Source organism: Burkholderia sp. Bp9090 (assembly GCF_003857985.1).
GTDB lineage: Bacteria > Pseudomonadota > Gammaproteobacteria > Burkholderiales > Burkholderiaceae > Burkholderia.
The window spans coordinates 110,932-132,450 of sequence record NZ_QTPV01000001.1 but is presented as its reverse complement, the minus strand read 5'-3'; the positions used below and the strand labels follow the sequence as shown (position 1 = coordinate 132,450).

The window sequence follows — 21,519 nt, the reverse complement described above, 5'->3', positions numbered from 1 at the left end:
GGCGGATCGATCGGGCGGGGCCGGATACCCCGCCGCGTGCGTCAGCGCGACGCCTGCGGGAACCGCGCGCCCGGCGGCGGCTCGGGCCGCGTCGACGGCGTGCCCTTGCGCACCTTCGCGACCTGCGCGGCGGTGATCGGCGCGCCCGTATTGCCCCAGCTCGTGCGCACGAAGTTCGACACGTCCGCGACTTCCTGGTCCGACAGGCGCCAGCCGAACGGCGGCATCGTGAAGGTCGACGGCGCCGTATGGGTGCCCTGCAGCGCGCTGCCTTCCAGCACGACGTGGATCAGCGACGTCGGATCGTCGCCCTGCACGACCGGGTTGCCGGCGAGCGCCGGGAACACGCGCGTGTAGCCGTGGCCGTCGCTGCGGTGGCACGCCATGCAGTTGTCGCGATAGACGGCGGCGCCCGGCTTGCTAGCGTCGCCGGTCTGCAGCGCCTTCGCCGCGGCCGCGTCGTACACGTGCGGCTGCTCGCCCTGCACGCGCGGCGGCAGCGTCTTCAGGTAGCGCGCGATCGCGGTCAGGTCGCCGTCGCTCATGTGCTGCATGCTGTGGCCGACCACGTCCGTCATCCCGCCGAACGCGGCCGTGCGCAGCGTGCGGCCGGTCTTCAGGAACTGCACGATCTCCGTTTCGTTCCACGTGCCGAGCCCGGTGCGCGGCTCGCCGCGCAGGCTCGTCGGCACCCAGCCGTCGATCGCCGCGCCGCCGGCCAGGAAGTCGAGGCCGCCCGCGTCGGTCAGCGCGCGTTCCTGCATCGTCGCCGCGCGCGGCGTGTGGCACGCGCCGCAATGGCCGAGCCCCTGCACGAGATACGCGCCGCGCGCGACCACCGGATCGGTGTACGGCGCCGCATCGAACGGCTTCGGCGCCGGCGCGAACATCTTGCGCCAGAACGTCAGCGGCCAGCGCATCGACAGCGGCCACACGATGTCGACCGCGCGGTTCTCGTGCTCGACCGGCGCGACGCCGTGCATGAAGTACGCGTACAGCGCCTTCATGTCGTCGTCGGTCAGGCGCGCATAGGACGGGTACGGCATCGCCGGGTACATCGTGTCGCCGTTCTTGCGCACGCCCTCGCGCACCGCGCGGGTGAAGTCCTCATACGTCCAGCCGCCGAGGCCCGTCTTCGGGTCCGGCGTGATGTTCGTCGAGTAGATGCCGCCGATCGGCGTGTCGAACTTCAGCCCGCCCGCGAACGGCTTGCCGCCGCTCGCGGTGTGGCACGCGATGCAGTCGCCCGCGCGGGCCAGATATTCGCCGCGCTTGACGAGGTTGGTGTCGGCAGACTGCGCGACCGGTGCGGCGGCCGGGCCCGAAGCCGCGGCGGGCGCGGATGCCGGCTGCGCGAACGCGGCGCCGCCCGCGAGACCGAACGCCGCCCATGCCGTGCCGATCGCCAGTGCGCGCCGCAGCGGGGAAATCCGGCGCGCGGCGTTGTGGTGGTTCACTGTCCTCTTCATACGGTCACCAGCGGGGCGGGATTTTTCAGGTATTGCTCGCGGATCGCACGTGCCGACCAGTAGGCCAGCGCCGCGATGATCCCGGTCGGGTTGTAGCCGATGCCCTGCGGCAGCGCCGACGCGCCCATCACGAACACGTTGTGCACGTCCCAGCACTGCAGGTAGCGGTTCAGCACGCTCGTCTTCGGGTCGGTGCCCATGATCGCGCCGCCGACCAGGTGGGTCGTCTGGTACGCGCGCGAATCGAAGTGCTTGCCGAACTCGCGCGTCGACACGCCGATCGCCTTCGGCCCCATCGCCTCCGCGATCTTCTTCATCTGTCCGGTCACGTATTGCGCCATCCTGATGTCGTTGTCCTTCCAGTCGAACGTCATCCGCAGCAGCGGCTGGCCGTACGAATCGCGATAGGTCGGATCGAGGTCGAGGTACACGTCGCGATACGACATGTTGGTGCCGTGCGCGTCCATCGAGATCGTGTGCGCGTAGTTGTCCTTCACGGCCTTCTTCCACGCGGCGCCCCACTGCGGCGTGCCGGGCGGCGTCGCGATGCCGCTGATCGGCTTCACGCCGGCCTGGTTCACCCACAGCGGCGAGCCGCCGACGAAACCGAGCGGGCCGTGGTCGAAGTTGTCCGCGTTGAAGTCGTCCACCGCGACGCCGTTGCCGCCCGCGCCGATGAACGGGTTCGTGTAGGTGTCCTTGTCGAAGAACGCCTTGATCGTCGACAGGTTCTGGTACGCGAAATTGCGGCCCACCACGCCTTCGCCCGAGATCGGGTCGTACGGCTTGCCGATGCCCGACAGCAGCAGCAGGTGCACGTTGTGATACTGGAACGCGGCGACGATCACGAGATCGGCCGGCTGGTGCACTTCACGGCCGGCCGGGTCGACGTAGGTGACGCCCGTCGCGCGCTTCTTCGTGTCGTCGAGGTCCACGCGCAGCACGTGGCACTTCGAGCGCAGCTCGAAGTTCGGCACCTGCTTCAGCGCCGGGAGGATGTTCAGGTTCGGCGATGCCTTCGAGTACATGTAGCACGCGTAGCCGCTGCAGTAGCCGCAGAAGTTGCACGGCCCCATCTGCACGCCGTACGGGTTCGTGTACGGACCCGACGTGTTCGCCGACGGCAGCCGGTACGGATGCAGCCCGAGCGACTTCGCGGCGTCGGAGAAGCGCTGCGCCGAATACGTATTGAGCTGCGCGGGCAGCGGGAAGTTGTCGCTGCGGTTTGCCTCGAACACGTTGCCGTCGCCGACCACCTTGCCGCCGACCTTGTACGCCTGCCCCGACGTGCCGAACACCTTCTCGGCGAAGTCGAAATACGGCTCGAGTTCGTCGTAGGTGACGCCCGTGTCCTGGATCGTCATCCCTTCGGGGATGAACTTCTTGCCGTAGCGCTCTTCGTAGTGGCTGCGCAGGCGCAATTCTTCGGGCGTGATCCGGAAATGCACGCCCGACCAGTGCAGCCCCGCGCCGCCGACGCCCTCGCCCGGCAGGAACGCGGCGAGCTGCCGGTACGGCAGCGCGGTGTCCTGCACGCCGTGGCGGATCGACACGGTGGTCTTCGACAGGTCGAGGAACAGCTTCTTGCGGACGTTGTAGGTCAGCTCGTCGATCGTGTTCGGATACGCGCCGTCCGGATAGGTGTCGCGATACTCGCCCCGCTCGAGCGCGACGACGTTCAGGCCCGCTTCGGTCAGTTCCTTCGCGAGAATCGCGCCGGTCCAGCCGAAGCCGACGATCACCGCATCGACGTGCGGCTTCTTTTCTGCGGCCATCAGGTGCGCTCCCCGTTGATCGAGACGGGGCCGTACGGATAAGGCTTGCCGTTCTGATTGACGAAATCCATGAAGTCGGCGCGCGCGCCCGGAAAACCGATCATCTTCCACGCGGCCATGTCGTGATTGCCGCCGTGCACCGGATCGCAGAAGTAGCCTTCGCGCGTGTTCTGCAGCAACAGGCCGAAGAACACCGCGGACGGCACGTCGTCGATCTGCGCGCCGCCTTTTTCCAGTTCGCCGAGCACGGTGTCGCGGGTCGGCGAATCGAGGTCGGCGAACGCCTTGCCGTGGGCCTTTTCGCAATAGCGGTTGACCGCCGCGATGCCGAGCCGGTAGATGTCGCGCGGCACGAGCTTGAGCTGGTAGCCGAGCTCGGGCACGCCCTGCTGGAACGGCCCCTGCATGTACCACGTCGCGCCGTGCGCGTACGGGGTTTCCATCTGGCGGTCGATGAATTCGGGCACGCCCGATTCGAGCGCGCCCGGGCCTTCGGCATCGGCCGGGATCAGCCGGTCGACGGCGGCCTGGACGAACGCCCACTCCTTCGCATCGAAGAAGGTCGGCTTGTACGGCGCGCGTTCGGCGCCGGCCGACGCAGTGGAGGCATTGCCGGCCGCGGTCGAGGACGACGACGAGCGCAGGTCGCAACCGGCGACCGACGCGATCGGCACGAGCGCGACCGACGTGCGCAGGAAGCGGCGACGCGAGTTGGGTTTGTCGGGTGGCGTGGACATGGTCGGATGTTGATCGTTGGGGAGCGTGATTCGGGAACCGCATTCCGGATGCGGCATGCCCGACACGGCAGCCATGCCGCGCGCGGCCGGCCGTCCTTTCTTGCGATGTTGCGAGCAAGCTCGATGCAGGCGCCGGCCGCGCACTGCGCGGTGGCGCCCGTCATGCAGCCGCGCGGCGCGCCGGTTCCGGCAGCCGCGCGGGGTCGACCTCTTCGCGGGTCTTATCGTCGGACAAATACGGGCTTGCCGCCCGCATCTGCCCCTCATCGCCATGGCCTATTCAACTTAGACACCGCGCCGGCCGACGGCAAGCGCAACGTGCACGACCCTCAATTCGGGCCCGGCGACAAATGCCGCGAATTATAGATGGAACCGGTTCCATTTCCAAAGGGTTCGGTGCAATTCATTACATCGAAAATCGCAATAATGAGGAAATCGTTTTCCGGAATACGCAAGAGCCGTGGCGCGGCCGCGGCGTCGATCGCAGGGCCGGACGCACGCGCGGGCGTCGCCCGACCGGCGTCCGTCGTTTTTCAGGGTTGCCGTGCCCGCGCCGCTCGGTGCTTTCCGATGCGGCGCCCGCGACGCGCGTTACCGCTTGGCTCGCGGCAAAACGGCCGTCCCGCTCGCCGCAGTGCTCACCACGGCCACAGCATCGACGCGATCGACAACGAAAGTGCCAAACACAGCGGCGAGTAACAGAGGCTGTCCATGCGCGCGAAACGCGACCCGCGAACCCGCTTGAAGAAGCCGACGTAGCGGAAATCGCCGACGGCGCGCACCGCGAAGATCAGTGCGAGCGCAACGATCGCGAACGTGATCGCGCCGGGATACAGGTTCTGCCACAGCCAGCCCGCGCGCGACGCCACCGCGCTTGCGCCGGCCAGCAACGCCGCCGCGACGGCGAGCGTGCCGGGCACGGTCGGCCGCAGCAGCGGTACGCCGTCCTGTTCCGGAATGGCCGCACGCTTGCCGAGCTGTCCGCCGAACGCCCAATAGACGTGAACGAGTGCGATCGCACAAAGCGTCGGCACGCTGAAATACGCGCCCGTCATGTCGGTAAGCTTCCTTGTCTCATCGTGTCGTCGTGTCGTGATCCAGCCGGAAGGAATCCGGCGCGCGGCCCCGCTCCGCGCCACACGAGACGATACCCAAACCGCGTGCCGCATGCAGTGCGACGTCCGGTCGCAATACGCCATGCCGCGTGTTGCGGTGCAGTGCACGCGCCGTCGCATCGGGCCGCCGCTTGACTTCCCTCCGGGCACCGCTACCCTCTTATTCCAGTACGGCACGCGAACCGTGCATGCGCAACCGTCGCACACGTGCCGTTCGCCGGCACGCACGATCGGACGATCGCGGCGCGCCCGGGCACGACAACCATGACGAATACCCATGGAGACAACTCATGCTGATCGGTGTGCCGAAGGAGATCAAGAATCACGAATACCGCGTCGGCCTCACGCCGGCCGGCGCACGTGAGCTCACGCGACACGGCCATCGCGTGCTCGTGCAGCGCGGCGCGGGCACGGCAATCGGTCTGCTCGACGACGACTACACGGCCGCCGGCGCCGCACTGTGCGACGACCCGCGCGATCTCTTCGCGCGCGCCGACATGATCATCAAGGTCAAGGAGCCGCAGGCGGCCGAGTGCGCGATGCTGCGGCGCGGACAGATTCTTTATACGTATCTGCATCTCGCGCCCGATCCCGAGCAGGCGGCCGCGCTCGTGAAGTCCGGCGCGGTCTGCATCGCGTACGAAACCGTGACGGGCCCGGGCGGCGGACTGCCGCTGCTCGCGCCGATGAGCGAGGTCGCGGGCCGCATGTCGATCCAAGTCGCGGCGACGCACCTCGAAAGCCCGCGCGGCGGCCGCGGGGTGCTGATGGCCGGCGTGCCCGGCGTGCCGGCCGCGCACGTCGTGGTGCTCGGCGCGGGCGTGGTGGGCACCGGTGCGCTGCAGATGGCGGTCGGCCTCGGCGCGCGCGTCACCGTGCTCGACACGAACGTGGGCCGGTTGCGCCAGCTCGATCTGGTCTTCGCGAACCGGATCGCGACCGTCTGCTCGAACGCGCATACGATCGACGAAGCCGTGCGCGACGCCGACGTCGTGATCGGCGCGGTGCTCGTGCCGGGCGCGTCGGCGCCGCGGCTCGTCACGCGCGACATGATCGCGACGATGCGCACGGGCGCCGTCGTCGTCGACGTCGCGATCGACCAGGGCGGCTGCTTCGAGACCTCGCATGCAACGACGCATGCGCAGCCGACCTTCGTCGTCGACGGCGTCGTGCATTACTGCGTCGCGAACATGCCTGGCGCGGTCGCGCGCACGTCGACGTTCGCGCTGAACAACGCGACGCTCGGCCATGCGCTCGCGCTCGCCGACAAGGGCTGGAAACGCGCGATGGCCGACGACCCGCATCTGCGCGCGGGCCTGAACGTGTGCGACGGCCACATCACGTACGAGGCCGTCGCGCTGGCGCTCGGGCTGCCGTACGTACCGGCGGAAGACGTGCTGGCCTGACTTCGGCATGCGTGACGGCGCGCACGTGCGCCGTCACGCGCGCTTCGGGCGGCCGCGCTTCGACGCGATGCTTGTGCCGGTTGTGCCACTCGCACCACTAGCACCCATCGTGCGCGCCAGCAGCGGCCGCAGTTGCGCGAGCGTGCGCGTGTTGAGCACGTCCTGTCGCGTGAGCCACCCGCGCCGCGCCTGGCCGATACCGTATCCAAGATTGTCCAGATCGTCCGCGCACCGCGCGTCCGAGCCGATCGCCACCGCGACGCCGGCCTTGGCGGCCTCGCGGCACCAGACGTCCGGCAGATCGAGCCGCCGCGGGTCGCCGTCGAGTTCGACGAAGCAGTGGCGCGCGGCGGCCGCGGCGAGCACGCTCGGCACGTCGAGTTCGCATGCGTCGCGTTCGCCGAGCAGCCGGCCGGTCGGATGCGCGAGGATCGTGAAATACGGGTGATCGATCGCGCGCAGCATCCGCTCGGTCTGCGCGTCGCCCGGCAGGTCGAAGCGGTCACGTACCGCGCCGACCACGAGATCGAGCCGGCCGAGCACGTCGTCGGCCACATCGAGGCTGCCGTCCTCGCGAATGCCCGCCTCGACGCCCTTCAGCAGCACGAAGTCGTCGAATGACGCATTGAGGCGGTCGATCTCGTCGATCTGCCGTACGAGCCAGTCGGCATCGGTACGGCCGCCGCCGGACTCCGGCATGCGATCGGTGACGGCCAGATACGCGAGCCCGCGCGCACGCGCCGCGTCCGCCATCGCGCGCAGGCTGTCGCGCCCTGCCGACACGTCGGTATGCGCATGCAGATCGCCATGAACGTGCTTGCGTTCGACCAGCGCCGGCAGCGCGCCGACGCGCGACGCGTCGATCTCGCCGCGGCCCTCGCGCAACTCGGGCGGCACCCAGTGAAGGCCGATCGCCTCGTAGACGGATGCCTCCGTCGCGCCCGCGATCCGCTCGTCGCCGCGGAATACGCCGTATTCGTTGATCTTCAGCCCGCCGGCCTGCGCGATCCGGCGCAGCGCGATGTTGTGCGCTTTCGATCCCGTGAAGTAGACGAGCGCCGCGCCGAACGCGTCGGCGTCGACGACGCGCAGGTCGACCTGCAGCCCGTTGCCGAGCACGACGCTCGAACGCGTCTTGCCGTTCGCGAGCACGCGTGCGACCTCGCCATAGCCGACGAACGCATCGGCCACGGCGGCCGGATCGCGTGCGGTCACGAGGATGTCGAGATCACCGACCGTCTCGCGGCAGCGGCGAAAGCTGCCGGCCGGCACCGCTTCGCCGACGCCGCCCACCTTGCGCAAGCGCTCGAGCAACGGCATCAGCGATTGCGCGGCATCCGGCAGCAGAAAGCGCTGCGGCTCGCGCTTCAGGCGCTCGTCGAGCGCGTCGAGCAGGTGCGCTTCGGTCTTCGCGCCGAAACCCGGCAGCGCGCGCACGTGCCCGCTCTTCGCTTCGACGCGCAGCTGCTCGAGCGAGTCGACGTGCAGTGCGTCATGCAGCGCCTTGACGCGTTTCGCGCCGAGCCCCGGCACGTCGAGCAGTTCGACGATCGCGCCCGGCAACGCATGGCGCAGCGTTTTCTGCAGTTCGCAGGTACCGGTCGCGGCGATCTCGCGCAGCTTCGCCGCGAGATCGGCGCCGATCGATGGAATCCGGCCGAGATCGCTGCCGCTCGCGATCATCGCCGGAATGTCGCGCCCGTAGTCGGCGATCGTACGGGCCGCGTTGCGGTAGGCACGCACCCGGAACGGGTTGGCGCCCTGGATCTCGAGCATGTCAGCGATTTCCGTGAAGACGGCCGCGCACTCGGCATTGTGGATCGGCATGATCGGCGTGGCTCCCTTCCACGTGGATGGCGCCGTGCGCCGGCGTGCCGGCGTCGGCCCGCCCGGCGCCGCATGTCGACGGCGGCGGGTGCCCGTTGGTCATCCTGCGCCGATTGCCCGTGTCGTGCCGCGCGGGGCTCGCTGCTTGCGTGGCCCCTGCACCGACGTCACAGCGATGCGCGCGGTGTCGTCGCGTAGCGCCGCTCGTATATCGACTGGCAATGCGTGCAACGCTCGGCGGTCGGGCGCGCGAGCAGTCGCTCGTAGCCGACCGGCGCATCGCAATCGATGCACTCGCCGTAGCTGCCGTCGCGCATGCGCTGCTGCGCGCGCCCGATCGCGCGCAACTCGGCCAGCTTCATCCCGATCAGCGCGTGATCCATGTCGACGAACAGATCGGCATTGGCCTCGTCGCCCTCGTCCGGCGCCGCGCCGGCAAGCTCCGCATAGGACTCCGACGCGCGCTGGTCCTCGCTCGCCCGGATCTCCGCACGCAACGCCTGCTCGCTCTCGGTCAGCCGTCGCTGCAGCTTCTGCCGTTGTTCTCGATCGAGCGCCATCGCCGTCCCTCCTTTTCCGGGTTCCGCGCAATGAGGCATGCGGCGCGCGGTTGTCGCGCCGGTGCACGGCGGCCCGGGATGCCCGGCTCGTCGTGCCCGGATGCGCGTCCGGCCACATGAAGTGCGGGACGCATTCGACGCAGCATAAACCCAATGCACACGCATGTGTTGACCGGCGTCAGCGCCCGCATCGCGCATCAGAAACCGGGGACCGATGCGAAAACCCCGCGGAGCAGCATTCGTCTGACGCAGCCGCCGTTGAGGTCGATCAATCCCCTGTAAAAAGTTGCGTCGTAGATTGAGAGCATGCGCGGCGAATCCGCGGCTTTCCGGGAGAACGTCATGTTGTTCGGCGTCGTCATCTGGGTGGCCCTTGCGGCCCTGTTCCCGACGATGGTCGTGCCGACGATCCAGCACGCCATCCAGCCGTCGAGCGCGCAAGCCGCGCCCGACGCCAGCCCCGCCGTCTCGCCCGCTGCGTTGCCGGCAGCCGCTCAGCCGCCGGCGGACAGCTGAAGCGCGGTTGCGGGACGCGTCGTATCGAGGCCGGAAGCACGAGTCGACGCTCGATACTTCGCAATCCTCTTCATCAAAATGCGTTGCGCCCGACGAAGCCGCGCACGACCGTCATCAGGATGATCTTCATGTCGAACCAGAAGCTCCAGTTCTGCATGTAGAACAGGTCGAACTTCACGCGCGCGGCCATCGCCTCGACCTTGCGTGTCTCGCCGCGATAGCCGTTCACCTGCGCCCATCCCGTGATTCCCGGCCGGACGCGATAGCGATACATGTAGCAGTCGATCAGTTGCCGGTAGAAGTCGTCGTGTTCGATCGCGTGCGGACGCGGGCCGACCACCGACATCTGGCCGAACAGCACGTTGAAGAACTGCGGCAACTCGTCGAGCGACGTGCGTCGCAGGAACGCGCCGACCGGCGTGATGCGCGCATCGTTGCGCGAGGCCTGTCGCACGATACCGGGCTGTACGCGATGCACGCGCATCGTCCTGAACTTGAGGATATGGAACTCGCGCCCGTCGGCGCCCTTGCGGCGCTGCCTGAACAAGACGGGCCCCGGCGACGACAGCTTCACCGCGATCGCCAGCGCCGCGAGCAGCGGCAGCAGCGGAATCAGCACGGCGCCGGCGAACAGCCGGTCGAACGCGAACTTCGCCCACAGTTCCGGCGCGGAACGCGGCGTGGTCGCGAGGTTGATGGCCGGCATGCCGAGCACATCGGTCGCAGATCGCTCGACGACCGCCATCTGCCGCACGTCCGGCAACAGCCGCAGCTCGACGAACTCGTCGCGCAGTTCGCGCACGATGCGCTGGATGCGTGACTCGTGCGACATCGGCAGCGTGAGCCACACTTCGTCGATCTCGCCGCCGCGGATCATGCGCCGCAACGCGCCCCAGTCGTCGATCACCGGCACGCCGCCGATCCCGTCAGTCGTGGCCGCGGCCGGTGCATCGTCGTCGAACACGCAGGCAGCCGCGAACGGCCCGGCCGGTTCGAGCTGCATGCGCTCGATCGCCACCCGTCCGTAAGCGGTCGCCCCGACGACCGCAACCCGCCGCTGCCGCGTGCGCGGATCGCCACGCTTCATCGCCAGCGCGCAGAGTGCCAGCCTGCCGAGCAGCAGTGCCGCGTCGCCGGACAGCACCGTCCGCGCGATCCAGCGCGTCGTGACCGTGCCGCCGCGGTTCATGATCCACATCGTGCCGGCCACCGTCAGCGTGCCCACGCACACGACGGCCACCACCGTGCGCGTCAGCACGGCACCGCCGTCGTGCGGCGACGCCGCGCCGCGCGTCACGCGCACGCTGCGCGGCAACAGCGCGACGGTCAGCACGCACAGCAATGCGACCGTGCCGCGCTGCGCGTCCGACAGATCGTGCCACGCGAGCCCCATCGCAGCCTGCGCGGCGAGCGCACCTGCCAGCACCAGCGCAACATCGACCGCGGCGATCGCGGCGCGTCGCATCGCATTCGTTCCACCCGCCATCGCATGCATCGTCACACACCGTGCGCGGGGAAACCGCCGTGCAGGTCCTGCATGCGCGGCCGCACCGGCAACGCACGCGCGCCGGCCCGCGTGCCGAGCAGCCGGCGATAGTCCGCGCGAATCAGCTCGTAGCACTCGCATGCCTGGCGCTCGAGACCGTCGCGATCGAGCACGGTGATGCGGCCGCGACGCTGACGGATCAGCCCGGCTTCCTGCAGGTTGCCGGCCGCTTCCGTCACGCCTTCGCGACGCACGCCGAGCATGTTCGCGATCGTCTGCTGCGTGACGGCCAGTTCGTCGCCGTCGATCCGGTCATGCGCGAGCAGCAGCCAGCGGCTCAACTGCTCGCTGACCGAGTGATGCCGGTTGCACAACGCGCTGCGCGAAATCTGCGCCATCGTCGCCTGGCAGTAGTTCAGCAGCAGCCGATACGTCGCCGGCGAACGTTCGAATTCCGAGCGCATCACGCAGGTCGGCACGCGGTAGGCCATCCCGCCGATACGGACTTCGACGCGATTCGATACCGCGGTGCCGCCGACGAGCGTCGCCAGGCCGACCACACCTTCGCGGCCGACCACGGCGACCTCGACCATCGCTCCGTCCTCCATCAGGTGCTGCACCGACATCATGGCGGTGGTCGGGAAATGCAGGTGGCGCATCGGTTCCCCGACACGGTCGAGCATGCCGGCCTTGATCCGGACCAGTTCGAGGTGCGGTGCGATGGCACGGATGCTGTCCTCCGGAAGGGCATCGAGGATGGCATTCGCCGAGTAGCTCGAGTGAAGATGAAGCATGTCTGTATCCCTTTTATCGTCCGCGCCGCATGCAGCCGCGTCAGCGGAATTCGTTATCGCGATGCGCGCCCGGACGGCGACGCGGGTTGCGGCCCACAACCCTCGATCCAATCGACCCACAGCGTCTCGCCGCTGGATCGAATCGGCAGTCCCGTTTCGACACGCCCGTTTCGATAAGCGATTTACGTGCCAATACCCGCTCCATCCTTAATATATAAATGACTTGCGATTTAGTGCCCCCGAATAGCCGGTCGAAAACCGCAAAAAACGTCTCATTTCCGGACACCCGCTTGCGTCGTGGACGCAGCCGGCAATTCGACTGATCATTGAGCGCGGGGCCGGCAGTGGAACCGGCAGCGGCGCGAGAGTCTTATCGTTCAATAACTTACACCCGGTTTTCAATTGTTTCCATGATGTCTCAAACGGGCCAGAGTCGCGTGCCGCACGCTCGAATGGTCGTTTGAAACTGTCTCAAATATGAATCGCCGGATTAATTTACAACACTGTAATCAAACGCACATATCTCACGCAACACCCTGATTCAATTAATAAATCATACCCGAGAATCTAAATTGTCAAATAATGTTCAATGCATTCTAGATATTTTTCTTGTACGATGCACTTCGTTGCCGGATTGATTCTCGATCAGCACCGAATTCGCGATTCACCCTCCAGTGCAATTAATTCATACGAAGACGATCTTCAAATACCTATAACCTTTTCATTTACCCCAAATCGTCAAACATTGTGAAGTGACGTAATACGCAATTTATCGAATTGAATTGCGTGCTAGCCTTTTCCGCCATCGGCATTCGAATTTCTATGAACACGAATCCGCACGTGCGTGCTAAATCCCCGTGGATGGCGTCGCGCGATGTGCGATCGCTCCCTACGAGGATCCGCCGTGACCCACCAGGCCAATGACGCCGTCGCCCATGCGAGCGGCATGATCGAGCTTTCCCACAGCTTCGACGCCAACCGGTTCCTCGCGGCCCTCGACCGCGACGAACGCGCGACGCTGATTGCCAACCTCCAACTCGTTCACCTGAAATCGGGCCAGGTGCTGTGCGAACCGGGTGAAATGCTCACCGCGGTCTACCTGCCCGTCACGACGGCGATTTCGCTGCAGTACGTGTCGTCCGGCGGCATGACGCTGGAAGTGGCCGAGATCGGCAGCGAGAGCGTCGTCTGCGACGACGTGATCGGCGGCAGCGGCCGGATGCCGTGCCGTGCCGTCGCATGCCGCGACGGCTTCGTCTACCGGCTCGACCGGCGCATCTTCGCCGCCGCGTTCGACGCGTCGCCGGTGATTCGCCATCTGGTGTTCGTCTGCGTGCGGCTGCTGATGGCCCAGGTCTCGCAGATCACGTTCTGCAGCCGACATCACGTGCTCAAACATCAGTTATGCAGATGGTTCCTGCTCGCGTACGACCGGTCGCGCAGCATCGAGATCCAGATCACCCACAGCATGCTCGCGCAGATGCTCGGCGTGCGGCGCGAGACGGTCACGGATGCGGCCGGGGAGATCCAGAAACTCGGCCTGATCCGTCAGTACCGGAGCTCGATCGAGCTTGCCGACCTTGCGGGCCTCGAGAAAATGTCGTGCGGCTGCCGCGCGATCGTGCGTGACGAGATGAAGCGCATCCTGTCGGCCGACTCGGGCGTGAGCGCCGCGGCACGCGCGTGATGCGGACGGCGTGTCGGCGCACGCGTGCGACCCGAGTCAGCCGATTGTAGGGTGGCGAACAGAACGCCGGGCGTGCGAATGGTCTACTGATGCCGGACTGCCGGGGGGATGTCAGCGCGCTGCGCGCGTCCGCCCTTGCGGACGACACCTCACACGCCGGAGCAGCACGTGAAAAACGAAATCAGAACCATCCTCAAGCACGTCGCCCACCTCGAAGCCGCGATCGACTCGATCGGTGACGGGGATGACCTCTACGAAGCGGGCCTCTCCTCGCTCGATACGATCCAGCTGATGCTCGCGATCGAGAAGCAGTTCAACATCGAGATTCCCGACGAGATGCTGAACCGCAATCTGTTCCGCAGCGTCGACGCGCTCGCGGACACCATCGCGACCCTGCAACGCGCCGAGCATTCCGCATGAGCGCGCTGCTTCCCGAACTCGCGGCCGACGACGAACCACGCCGGCTCGACGAGGCCGCGCACGCCGTCGCGCAAATCGCCGCCCAGCACGCGGATGCGGTCGACCGGGACGCGCGCTGCCCTGTCGAGGCGATCGAGGCCATGCGTGCGCGCCGCCTGCTGAGCGCAATGGTCCCGACCCGGCTCGGCGGCGCCGGCGCGTCGCTGGCCGACGTCGCATCGGCATGCTCGATCCTCGGCCAGGCCTGCGCGTCGTCGGCGATGGTGTTCGCGATGCACCAGATCCAGGTGGCCTGCATCGTCAATCACGCGGCCGACCAGGGCTGGCACAAGCTGTTCCTGCAACAGCTCGTGCGCCATCAGTGGCTGCTCGCGTCGGCGACGTCGGAGGACGGCGTCGGCGGCAACCTGCGCGCGAGCCAGTGCGCGCTCGAGGCCAACGGCGGTGAATTCCGGCTGCACAAATCCGCGCCGACGATCTCGTACGGCGACTACGCGGACGGCATCCTCGCGACCGCGCGGCGCGACGCCGACGCGCCGGCGTCCGAGCAGGTGCTCGTCACGGTGCTGCGCGACGGCTATACGCTCACGCGCCGCGGCGAATGGGACACGCTCGGCATGCGCGGCACGTGCAGCAACGGCTTCGTGCTCGATGCACAGGGCACGACCGTGCAGTGCCTGCCCGTGCCGTTCGCGCAGATCGCCGAACAGACGATGGTGCCGGTTTCGCACATCCTGTGGGCGGCGGTGTGGATCGGCGTGGCCGGCGACGCGTTCCATCGCGCGCACCAGTTCTTCCGCACGCAGGCGCGCCAGACCGACGGTGCGCCGTCGCCCGCGTCGCGGCGCATCGCCGAATCGCTTGCGCTGATGCAGGCGATGCAGGCCCGCGTCGACAGCGTGCTGCGCCTCTATGCCAGCGCGTCGCCCCGCTCGTGGTCGGCCGGCATGGCCTGGGCCGCCGAGATCAACACGCTGAAGACCTATGTGTCGTCGACCGCGCTCGAAGTCGCCCAGCAGGCGATGATGATCTGCGGGATGGCCGGCTACAAGCACGGCACGCCGTTCAGCATCGGCCGCCACCTGCGCGACCTGCACGCGGCGCCGCTGATGATCAGCAACGACCGCATTGCCGCCAATACCTCGAGCCTGCTGCTCGCACTGCGTCCCGCGACGCTGGAGAAACATTCGTGAACGATCGCCTCTCCGTGCCTTCCGCCGCCACCCCGTCCGACGCGCCCCTCGACCGCGCGGGCGTCAATCCGCTGCGCGACGAGCTGATCGATGCGGGCCTGCTCGTGTCGACCGGCATCCAGGGCCTGTTCGGCCGCAGCGAGCGGTTCGAGCGCGTCGTCGAAGCGCTCGACGCCTTCGTCACGCGCCTCGGCGCCGACCAGCAGGCCGAAGTGCTGCGCTTCCCGCCGGCGATGAGCCGCACCGAATTCGAGCGCAGCGAATACATGAAGAGCTTCCCGCAACTCGCGGGCAGCGTGCATGCGTTCTGCGGCGACGAACAGCGGCACCAGCGCGTGCTGCAGTGTCTCGACCGCGGCGAGGACTGGACCGAAAGCCAGAAGCCGACCTACGTCGTGATGACGCCGGCCGCCTGCTATCCGGTCTATCCGGTCGTCGCGCGCGCCGGTGCGCTGCCCGACGACGGCCGCATCGTCGACGTGTTCTCGTATTGCTTCCGCCACGAGCCGTCGCTCGACCCGACCCGCATGCAGCTGTTCCGGATGCGCGAATACATACGCATCGGCACGCCCGAGCAGATCGTCGCGTTCCGCGCGACGTGGATGGAGCGCGGCACACGGATGATCGAGGCGCTGCAACTGCCGAACGCGATCGATCTCGCGAACGATCCGTTCTTCGGGCGCGGCGGCAAGATCGTCGCGAACAGCCAGCGCGAGCAGAACCTGAAGTTCGAGCTGCTGATCCCGATCGAGCACGACGACCGCCAGACCGCGTGCCTGAGCTTCAACTACCACATGGATCACTTCGGGCTGCTGTGGGACATCCGCACCGCGACGGGCGACGTCGCGCATACGGGCTGCGTCGGCTTCGGCCTCGAGCGGCTGACGCTCGCGCTGTTCCGTCATCACGGTTTCGACCTCGACGCATGGCCGGCCGACGTTCGCGACGTGCTGTGGGGTACGCGATGAAATTCGTGTCCCGCGACGGCGAGGACGCGTCGTTCGAGGACGTGCGCCACCGCGCACGCCACTATCGGCCGCACCCGCTGCACAGTCAGGAGATGGTCTGGAAACAGACCAACTGCTATGTCGACATGTGGCTCGAGGTGCTCCGCTGGTGGGGCCTCAACCCGTACGCGGCGCTGCCGTTTACGATCGCGCTCGACTTCGAGGGCGACCAGTTCACGTTCTTCAAGTTTCCGCACGACGAACTGGAGCGGCTGTACGGCATCGTCGTGCAGGAACACTCGATCTACGAGCCGCTCGACCAGCACATCGAGACGCAGGTCGCGCGCGGTCACCTGATGATCGTCGAGGTCGACGCGTGGTTCCTGCCGGACACGCGCGGCAGCAGCTACCGTACGCAGCATACGAAGACGACGATCGGCATCGACTCGATCGATCGCACGCGCCGCCAGATCGGCTACTTCCACAACAGCGGCTATTACGTGGCCGAGGACTTCGACTACAACGGGCTCGTCGGCGGCTGTTCGCCGATGCCGCTGCCGCCGTACGTCGAGTGCGCGAAGCGGCGTTTCGCACCGCTCGACGAGCGCGCGCTGTGCGAGGTCTCGCTCGCGTCGCTGCAGCGGCATCTGCGCCGGCTGCCGGTCGTCAATCCGGTCACGGCGTTCCGGCGCCAGCTGCAGCTCGATGCGAAATCGCTCGCCGATTCCCCGCTCGAACGCTTCCACGCGTACTCGTTCAATTCGGTGCGGCAACTCGGCGCGAACTTCGAACTGTTCGGCCATTACGCGCGCTGGCTGCAGGCGAGCGGCTGCGTCGGGCCGTTCGCCGAGATTCGTACCGCCTGCGACCGCATCGCGTCCGAGGCGATGGTGCTGGAGTTCCGGCTGGCGCGGGCGTGCGCGCGCGGCAAGGAAGAGCGCGGCGACGCGACGCTCGAAGCGATCGAAGCGGCTTACGCCGACCTGATCGACTGCGCGCGGCAGATCGCCCCGCCGCTGCAGCACGCGGCGCCCGTGCGCGTCGACGCGGCCGCCGTGCCGTTGGTGCGGTGACGCGCGCGCATGCCGCGCTCGCGTGGTCGCTGCTCGCCACGCCCGCGGGTGCCGCGCGCGGGCCGCTCGATCTTCCGGCCGACGGCTGGATCGCCGCCCCCGTCCCCGGCACGGTCGCGCAGGCGCTCGCGCTGGCCGGCCGGGCCGACGATACCGCGTCGCTCGACGAGCGCGACCACTGGTATCGCGTCGAACTGCACGGGCACGGGCCGCGCGTGCTGCGCTTTCACGGCCTCGCGACGCTCGCCGAGGCATGGCTCGACGACACGCCGATCCTGCGCTCGGACAGCATGTTCGTCGCGCACGACGTGCCCGCGTCGCTCGACGGCACGCACCGGTTGACCGTCTGCTTCCGCGCCCTCGCGCCGCACCTGCGCGATGTGCGCGCACCGCGCCGCGCACGCTGGCGCACGCGGCTCGCCGAACCGGCGACGTTGCGCACCGTTCGCACGTCGCTGCTCGGGCACATGCCCGGCTGGTTTCCGCGCTGCGTGCCGACCGGTCCGTGGCGGCCCGTCGACGTGCTGGACCCTGCCGACGGTCCCGTTCTCGTTCATTGCGACCTGCACGCCCGCATCGACGGCGATACCGGCTGGCTCGATGCGGCACTCACATTCGCCGGGCCGCTGCCCGAGGCGTTTGCGGCCCGGCTGTCGTGCGGCGAGCACCAGGCGACGCTCGAACGCCGCGGCGCCGACCGGCTCCATGCGACCGTCGCGGTGCCGAACGTGCGCCGCTGGTGGCCGCACACGCATGGCGAACCGGTGCTTTACGACGTCGCATTGCACATCGGTGCCGAACGGCGGCCGCTCGGCGCGACGGGCTTTCGCACGATCGAGCCGGACGCGGGCGACGACGGCAAGGGGTTCGGGTTGCGCGTCAACGGCGTGCGCGTGTTCGCGCGCGGCGCATGCTGGAGCAGCGCCGCACCGCTCGCGCTGCACGCGGACGACGCGACCTATGGCCGGCTGCTCGGATACGCGCGCGACGCCGGCTTCAACATGATCCGCGTCGGCGGCACGATGACCTACGAGGCCGACGCATTCCATGCGTGGTGCGACCGGCTCGGACTGCTCGTCTGGCAGGACTTCATGTTCGCGAACTTCGACTATGCGCTCGACGATCGCGCCTTCGCGGACGCCGTCGGTCGCGAAGCCGAGCAGTTCCTCACGCGTGTACGCGCGTCGCCGTCGCTCGCGGTGCTGTGCGGCGGCAGCGAGATTGCGCAGCAGGGCGCGATGTCGGGTCTCGGGCCGAAGCAGCGCTTCCTCGAACTGACCGCCGAGCGCCTCGCCGACCACGCGGCGGCACGGCGGCCCGACGCGCTGTACGTCCCCGACTCGCCCGACGGCGGCGTGCTGCCGTTCATGCCGCGCGAGCGCGTGTCGCACTATTACGGTGTCGGCGCGTACCTTCGCCCGCTCGACGACGCGCGTCGCGCCGACGTGCGCTTCGCGAGCGAATGCCTCGCGTTCGCGAACGTGCCGTGCGATGCGATGCTCGCCAGCCTCGGCTGGCCGGGCGTGCACGAGCCGCGGTGGAAAGCGGCCGTGCCGCGCGACCCCGGCACGTCGTGGGATTTCGACGATATTCGCGATCATTATCTGCAGACGTTGTACGACGTGGCGCCCGACCGCCTGCGGCGCGAGGATCCGTCGCGCTACTTCGAGCTATCGCGCGCGGTGATCGCGGAACTGATGCGGGACACGTTCTCGGAGTGGCGGCGCACCGGCTCACGCTGCGCGGGTGCGCTCGTCTGGCAGTTCCAGGATGTGATGGCGGGCGCCGGATGGGGCTTGCTCGATGCGGCGCATCGGCCGAAATCGGCGTGGTATGCGCTGCGCCAGGTACTTCAGCCCGTGCAGGTCCTGCTCGTCGACGAAGGGCTGAACGGGCTCGACGTGCACGTGATCAACGAGCGGCCGGCGCCGCTGTCGGCGGCCGTCGAGCTGGTCGCGCTGCGCGACGGCCGCACGCCGCTCGCGCGTGCCGGCGCTCCGGTCCGGATCGCCGCGCACGACACGGTGCGGCTCGATTCGGCCGAATTGCTCGGCCGCTTCTTCGACTGGACCTACGCGTATCGCTTCGGCCCGTGCGAGCACGATACCGTCGTCGCGACACTGCGCGCCGACGACGGCACGCTGCTGTCGCAGGCGTTCTACTTCCCGTCCCGCACGCACCCGGCCGTGTTCGCCCGTCGCGAACCCGGCATCGAGGCATGCGTGTCGCGCACCGGCGACACGTGGCACGTCGACATCGGCACGCGCCACGTCGCACGTCACGTGCAGATCGATGCACCGGGCTTCGTGCCGCGCGACGACTGGTTCGATCTCGCGCCCGGCACGCCGGCGCGTGTCGCGCTCGTGCCGCTCGCGAACACCGGCGGCCATGCTGCCTCCGGCGCGCCACCGACCGTCGAAATCCGCGCGGTCAACGCCGCGCGAACCGTGCGGGCGGCGTTGACCGGCTGACGCGAGCGGGCGCGGGACCGGGATCACGCACGCGCACACGCTCGCGCGGCCGCACCGCGCGCGTCAGTCCGACGACCCCGTGCTGCGCGGCCGCTCGATGCCGTACGCTTCCATCCAGCGATAGAGCGTTGCACGCGACACGCCGAGCTCGCGCGCGGATGCGGCGACGCGTCCGCGCGTGCGCAGCAGCGCGGTTTCGATCGCTTCGCGCTCGATCGACTTGCGGATGTCGGCCACCGACGGCGACGCCGCGTCGAGACAGTATTCGAGCTCGAGGTCCTGCGCGGTGATCAGGCGCCCTTCCGTCATCACGACCGCGCGCCGCACGCGGTTGATCAGTTCGCGCACGTTGCCCGGCCAGTCATGCTTGTAGAGCGCCGTGATCGCATCCGTCGAAAAGCCGCGCACGCGATGGCGCGCGTCGCCGCGAAAGCGTTCGAGCATGTGATGCGCGAGCAGTTCGATGTCCTTGCCGCGCGCGCGCAGCGGCGGCTGGTCGATGCGCATCACGCAAAGGCGGTGGAACAGGTCCGCGCGGAAACGCCCTTCTTCCATCGCTTCGCGCAGGTCGACGTGCGTCGCGGAGACGATCCGCACGTCGACCGGCACCGGGTCGCTGCCGCCGAGGCGATGGATCGCGCGCTCCTGCAGGAAGCGCAGCAGGCTCGCCTGGCTCTCGTGCGGCAGGTCGCCGATTTCGTCGAGCAGCAGCGTGCCGCCGTTTGCGGCTTCGACGTAGCCGATCTTGCGCGCGTTCGCGCCGGTAAACGCGCCGCGCTCATAACCGAACAGTTCCGATTGCAGCAGGTGGGGCGGGATCGCTCCGCAGTTGACCGCGACGAACGGGCCGTTGCGCCGTTCCGAATGACGATGGATCGCGACGGCCGTCAGTTCCTTGCCGGTTCCCGTCTCGCCGAACACGAACACGGGCGCGTCGGTGCGCGCGAAGCGCCGCACCGTATCGAACAGCCGCAGCATCGCGCTGCAGGTGCCGACGATGCCGTTCTCCTGCGATTCGAGGCGTTCCCGATCGCGCGCGAACAGGCATTCCATTCCGTACGCATGGCCGACCGTATCGGCAATGCGTTGGTGCGACGCGGGCAACGTGATGTAGTCGAAGCAATAGTCGCGCAACAGCGCGCGCACGTTCGGCGAGGCGGTCTGGCCGGTCTCGACGAGCGCGACCCACACGACGTCGCGCATCGACGCGCAGGTCGACGCGATGCTGCCGATCGCGTCGGCGTGACCGCCGCTCAGGTCGAGGATGCCGCAGGTGATTTCGCCGGAGGTATCGCGCAATTCGCTGGCGTGCGCGACGAGCGTCACTTTCCAGTCGCGTCGCGCGAGTTCCTTGCGCAGCATGACGGACGGCGACTGGGTCCAGTAAATCAGAGGACGCTGCCCGGTAATCCTCTCCCCGCCGGCGCTCTTATCGCGCGTTATTGGCATATTCATAGCGAACCATCACTTTCTCCACTCCGCGAACCGTTCGCGTGCGCTGCGGCCGGCGGCGCATGGCCACCTGTCCGCGCCGCGTTTCCGCAGCCTTGGCGAAGATCGAAACTGCACACGGCGAGAGCCCCCGGAGGTCGAGCCGAATGTCATCCGGCCTCGTTGTCATCGAACTCGAAGGGAACGCGCGGCCGCGGGAGCCGCGGCGTTCCGGCTTTCATACGACGCGCCGTCAGGCGGAGCGCGTCGGCAAACGGGATTTCCGTCCGCATTTGCGTCGCGTCGTACACGACAGCCGCGCCCGATGCTGAACCGGATGGCCGCCAACCCGCGTTCGGAATGGTGGCCTCATTTCATCCGTTCCTGAATCTACACCCCGTATCGAGATGGCCTTGTTACCAAAAGATAAAATCGATTCAGCCGATTACGCTGCCGCCCCGGCGCGCGCGGCGCGCGTTTAGCGCCTCAGATTTGATTATCCACGACCATTCCCGTCTATCAGTGCCAAATACCACTTTTCCGCAAGATCGGCGCCTTCCATTGCCCGTGATTCTCGCTTGAATCGCGCAAATAATCCGGGAAGCGTTTTGC

17 protein-coding genes are annotated in these 21,519 nt (G+C 68.0%); 8 read left to right on the top strand and 9 right to left on the bottom strand.

The window, feature by feature from the left end; genetic code table 11:
- Positions 1-41 precede the first annotated feature (41 nt).
- The 4 genes from DIE16_RS00565 to DIE16_RS00545 all read right to left on the bottom strand — a co-directional run bounded on the left by DIE16_RS00565 (position 42) and on the right by DIE16_RS00545 (position 5,036).
- On the bottom strand, positions 42-1,469 hold the full coding sequence (locus DIE16_RS00565) for a cytochrome c (RefSeq protein WP_124891597.1): 1,428 nt from the start codon (positions 1,467-1,469) through the stop codon (positions 42-44).
- Entirely contained in the window at positions 1,466-3,244 is a 1,779-nt protein-coding gene (locus DIE16_RS00560; RefSeq protein WP_124570039.1) for a GMC family oxidoreductase, read from the bottom strand. Before DIE16_RS00560 ends, DIE16_RS00565 begins: the two co-directional genes overlap by 4 nt.
- Positions 3,244-3,981 (bottom strand): gluconate 2-dehydrogenase subunit 3 family protein, encoded by a 738-nt coding sequence (locus DIE16_RS00555; protein WP_124484955.1) that lies wholly within the window; start codon positions 3,979-3,981, stop codon positions 3,244-3,246. Before DIE16_RS00555 ends, DIE16_RS00560 begins: the two co-directional genes overlap by 1 nt.
- Positions 3,982-4,619: 638 nt before the next feature.
- Entirely contained in the window at positions 4,620-5,036 is a 417-nt protein-coding gene (locus DIE16_RS00545) for a DUF3995 domain-containing protein (protein WP_124891596.1), read from the bottom strand.
- 350 nt (positions 5,037-5,386) lie between these two features.
- Here DIE16_RS00545 and ald point away from each other — a divergent pair, with 350 nt between their 5' ends.
- Entirely contained in the window at positions 5,387-6,502 is a 1,116-nt protein-coding gene (gene ald / locus DIE16_RS00540; RefSeq protein ID WP_124665812.1) for an alanine dehydrogenase, read from the top strand.
- Between the two features lie 33 nt (positions 6,503-6,535).
- On the opposite strand, the gene polX is transcribed toward ald, so the two are convergent.
- Positions 6,536-8,329 carry a DNA polymerase/3'-5' exonuclease PolX gene (polX, locus tag DIE16_RS00535; RefSeq protein ID WP_124891595.1) on the bottom strand — a complete coding sequence of 598 codons (1,794 nt, stop codon included), beginning with the start codon at positions 8,327-8,329 and terminating at the stop codon, positions 6,536-6,538.
- Positions 8,330-8,496: 167 nt separating this feature from the next.
- Entirely contained in the window at positions 8,497-8,889 is a 393-nt protein-coding gene (locus DIE16_RS00530; RefSeq protein ID WP_124484959.1) for a TraR/DksA C4-type zinc finger protein, read from the bottom strand.
- 342 nt (positions 8,890-9,231) lie between these two features.
- Here DIE16_RS00530 and DIE16_RS36470 point away from each other — a divergent pair, with 342 nt between their 5' ends.
- The gene (locus tag DIE16_RS36470; protein ID WP_185702575.1) at positions 9,232-9,405 is read left to right on the top strand and encodes a hypothetical protein; all 174 of its coding nucleotides are present in this window, start codon (positions 9,232-9,234) and stop codon (positions 9,403-9,405) included.
- A gap of 73 nt (positions 9,406-9,478) precedes the next feature.
- On the opposite strand, the gene DIE16_RS00525 is transcribed toward DIE16_RS36470, so the two are convergent.
- Positions 9,479-10,870: an undecaprenyl-phosphate glucose phosphotransferase gene (locus DIE16_RS00525; RefSeq protein WP_185640813.1), complete on the bottom strand. Its 1,392-nt coding sequence runs from the start codon at positions 10,868-10,870 to the stop codon at positions 9,479-9,481.
- Between the two features lie 32 nt (positions 10,871-10,902).
- The gene (locus DIE16_RS00520; protein ID WP_124484962.1) at positions 10,903-11,685 is read right to left on the bottom strand and encodes a Crp/Fnr family transcriptional regulator; all 783 of its coding nucleotides are present in this window, start codon (positions 11,683-11,685) and stop codon (positions 10,903-10,905) included.
- A 904-nt stretch (positions 11,686-12,589) separates the two neighbouring features.
- Between DIE16_RS00520 and DIE16_RS00515 the strand changes: the two genes are divergently transcribed.
- The 6 genes from DIE16_RS00515 to DIE16_RS00490 all read left to right on the top strand — a co-directional run bounded on the left by DIE16_RS00515 (position 12,590) and on the right by DIE16_RS00490 (position 19,476).
- Positions 12,590-13,372 carry a Crp/Fnr family transcriptional regulator gene (locus tag DIE16_RS00515; RefSeq protein ID WP_185500280.1) on the top strand — a complete coding sequence of 261 codons (783 nt, stop codon included), beginning with the start codon at positions 12,590-12,592 and terminating at the stop codon, positions 13,370-13,372.
- A gap of 168 nt (positions 13,373-13,540) precedes the next feature.
- Complete coding sequence (locus DIE16_RS00510) at positions 13,541-13,792, top strand: acyl carrier protein (RefSeq protein ID WP_044842951.1); 252 nt, start codon at positions 13,541-13,543, stop codon at positions 13,790-13,792.
- On the top strand, positions 13,789-14,985 hold the full coding sequence (locus DIE16_RS00505; RefSeq protein ID WP_124484964.1) for an acyl-CoA dehydrogenase family protein: 1,197 nt from the start codon (positions 13,789-13,791) through the stop codon (positions 14,983-14,985). The genes DIE16_RS00510 and DIE16_RS00505 overlap by 4 nt, the downstream gene beginning before the upstream one ends.
- Positions 14,982-15,953: an amino acid--[acyl-carrier-protein] ligase gene (locus DIE16_RS00500; protein ID WP_124891594.1), complete on the top strand. Its 972-nt coding sequence runs from the start codon at positions 14,982-14,984 to the stop codon at positions 15,951-15,953. The genes DIE16_RS00505 and DIE16_RS00500 overlap by 4 nt, the downstream gene beginning before the upstream one ends.
- Positions 15,950-17,005 carry a DUF1839 family protein gene (locus DIE16_RS00495; protein WP_124484966.1) on the top strand — a complete coding sequence of 352 codons (1,056 nt, stop codon included), beginning with the start codon at positions 15,950-15,952 and terminating at the stop codon, positions 17,003-17,005. Before DIE16_RS00500 ends, DIE16_RS00495 begins: the two co-directional genes overlap by 4 nt.
- Positions 17,002-19,476 (top strand): glycosyl hydrolase 2 galactose-binding domain-containing protein, encoded by a 2,475-nt coding sequence (locus DIE16_RS00490; protein ID WP_124891593.1) that lies wholly within the window; start codon positions 17,002-17,004, stop codon positions 19,474-19,476. Before DIE16_RS00495 ends, DIE16_RS00490 begins: the two co-directional genes overlap by 4 nt.
- Positions 19,477-19,539: 63 nt before the next feature.
- On the opposite strand, the gene DIE16_RS00485 is transcribed toward DIE16_RS00490, so the two are convergent.
- On the bottom strand, positions 19,540-20,931 hold the full coding sequence (locus tag DIE16_RS00485; RefSeq protein ID WP_185500279.1) for a sigma-54 dependent transcriptional regulator: 1,392 nt from the start codon (positions 20,929-20,931) through the stop codon (positions 19,540-19,542).
- Positions 20,932-21,519: the final 588 nt, after the last annotated feature.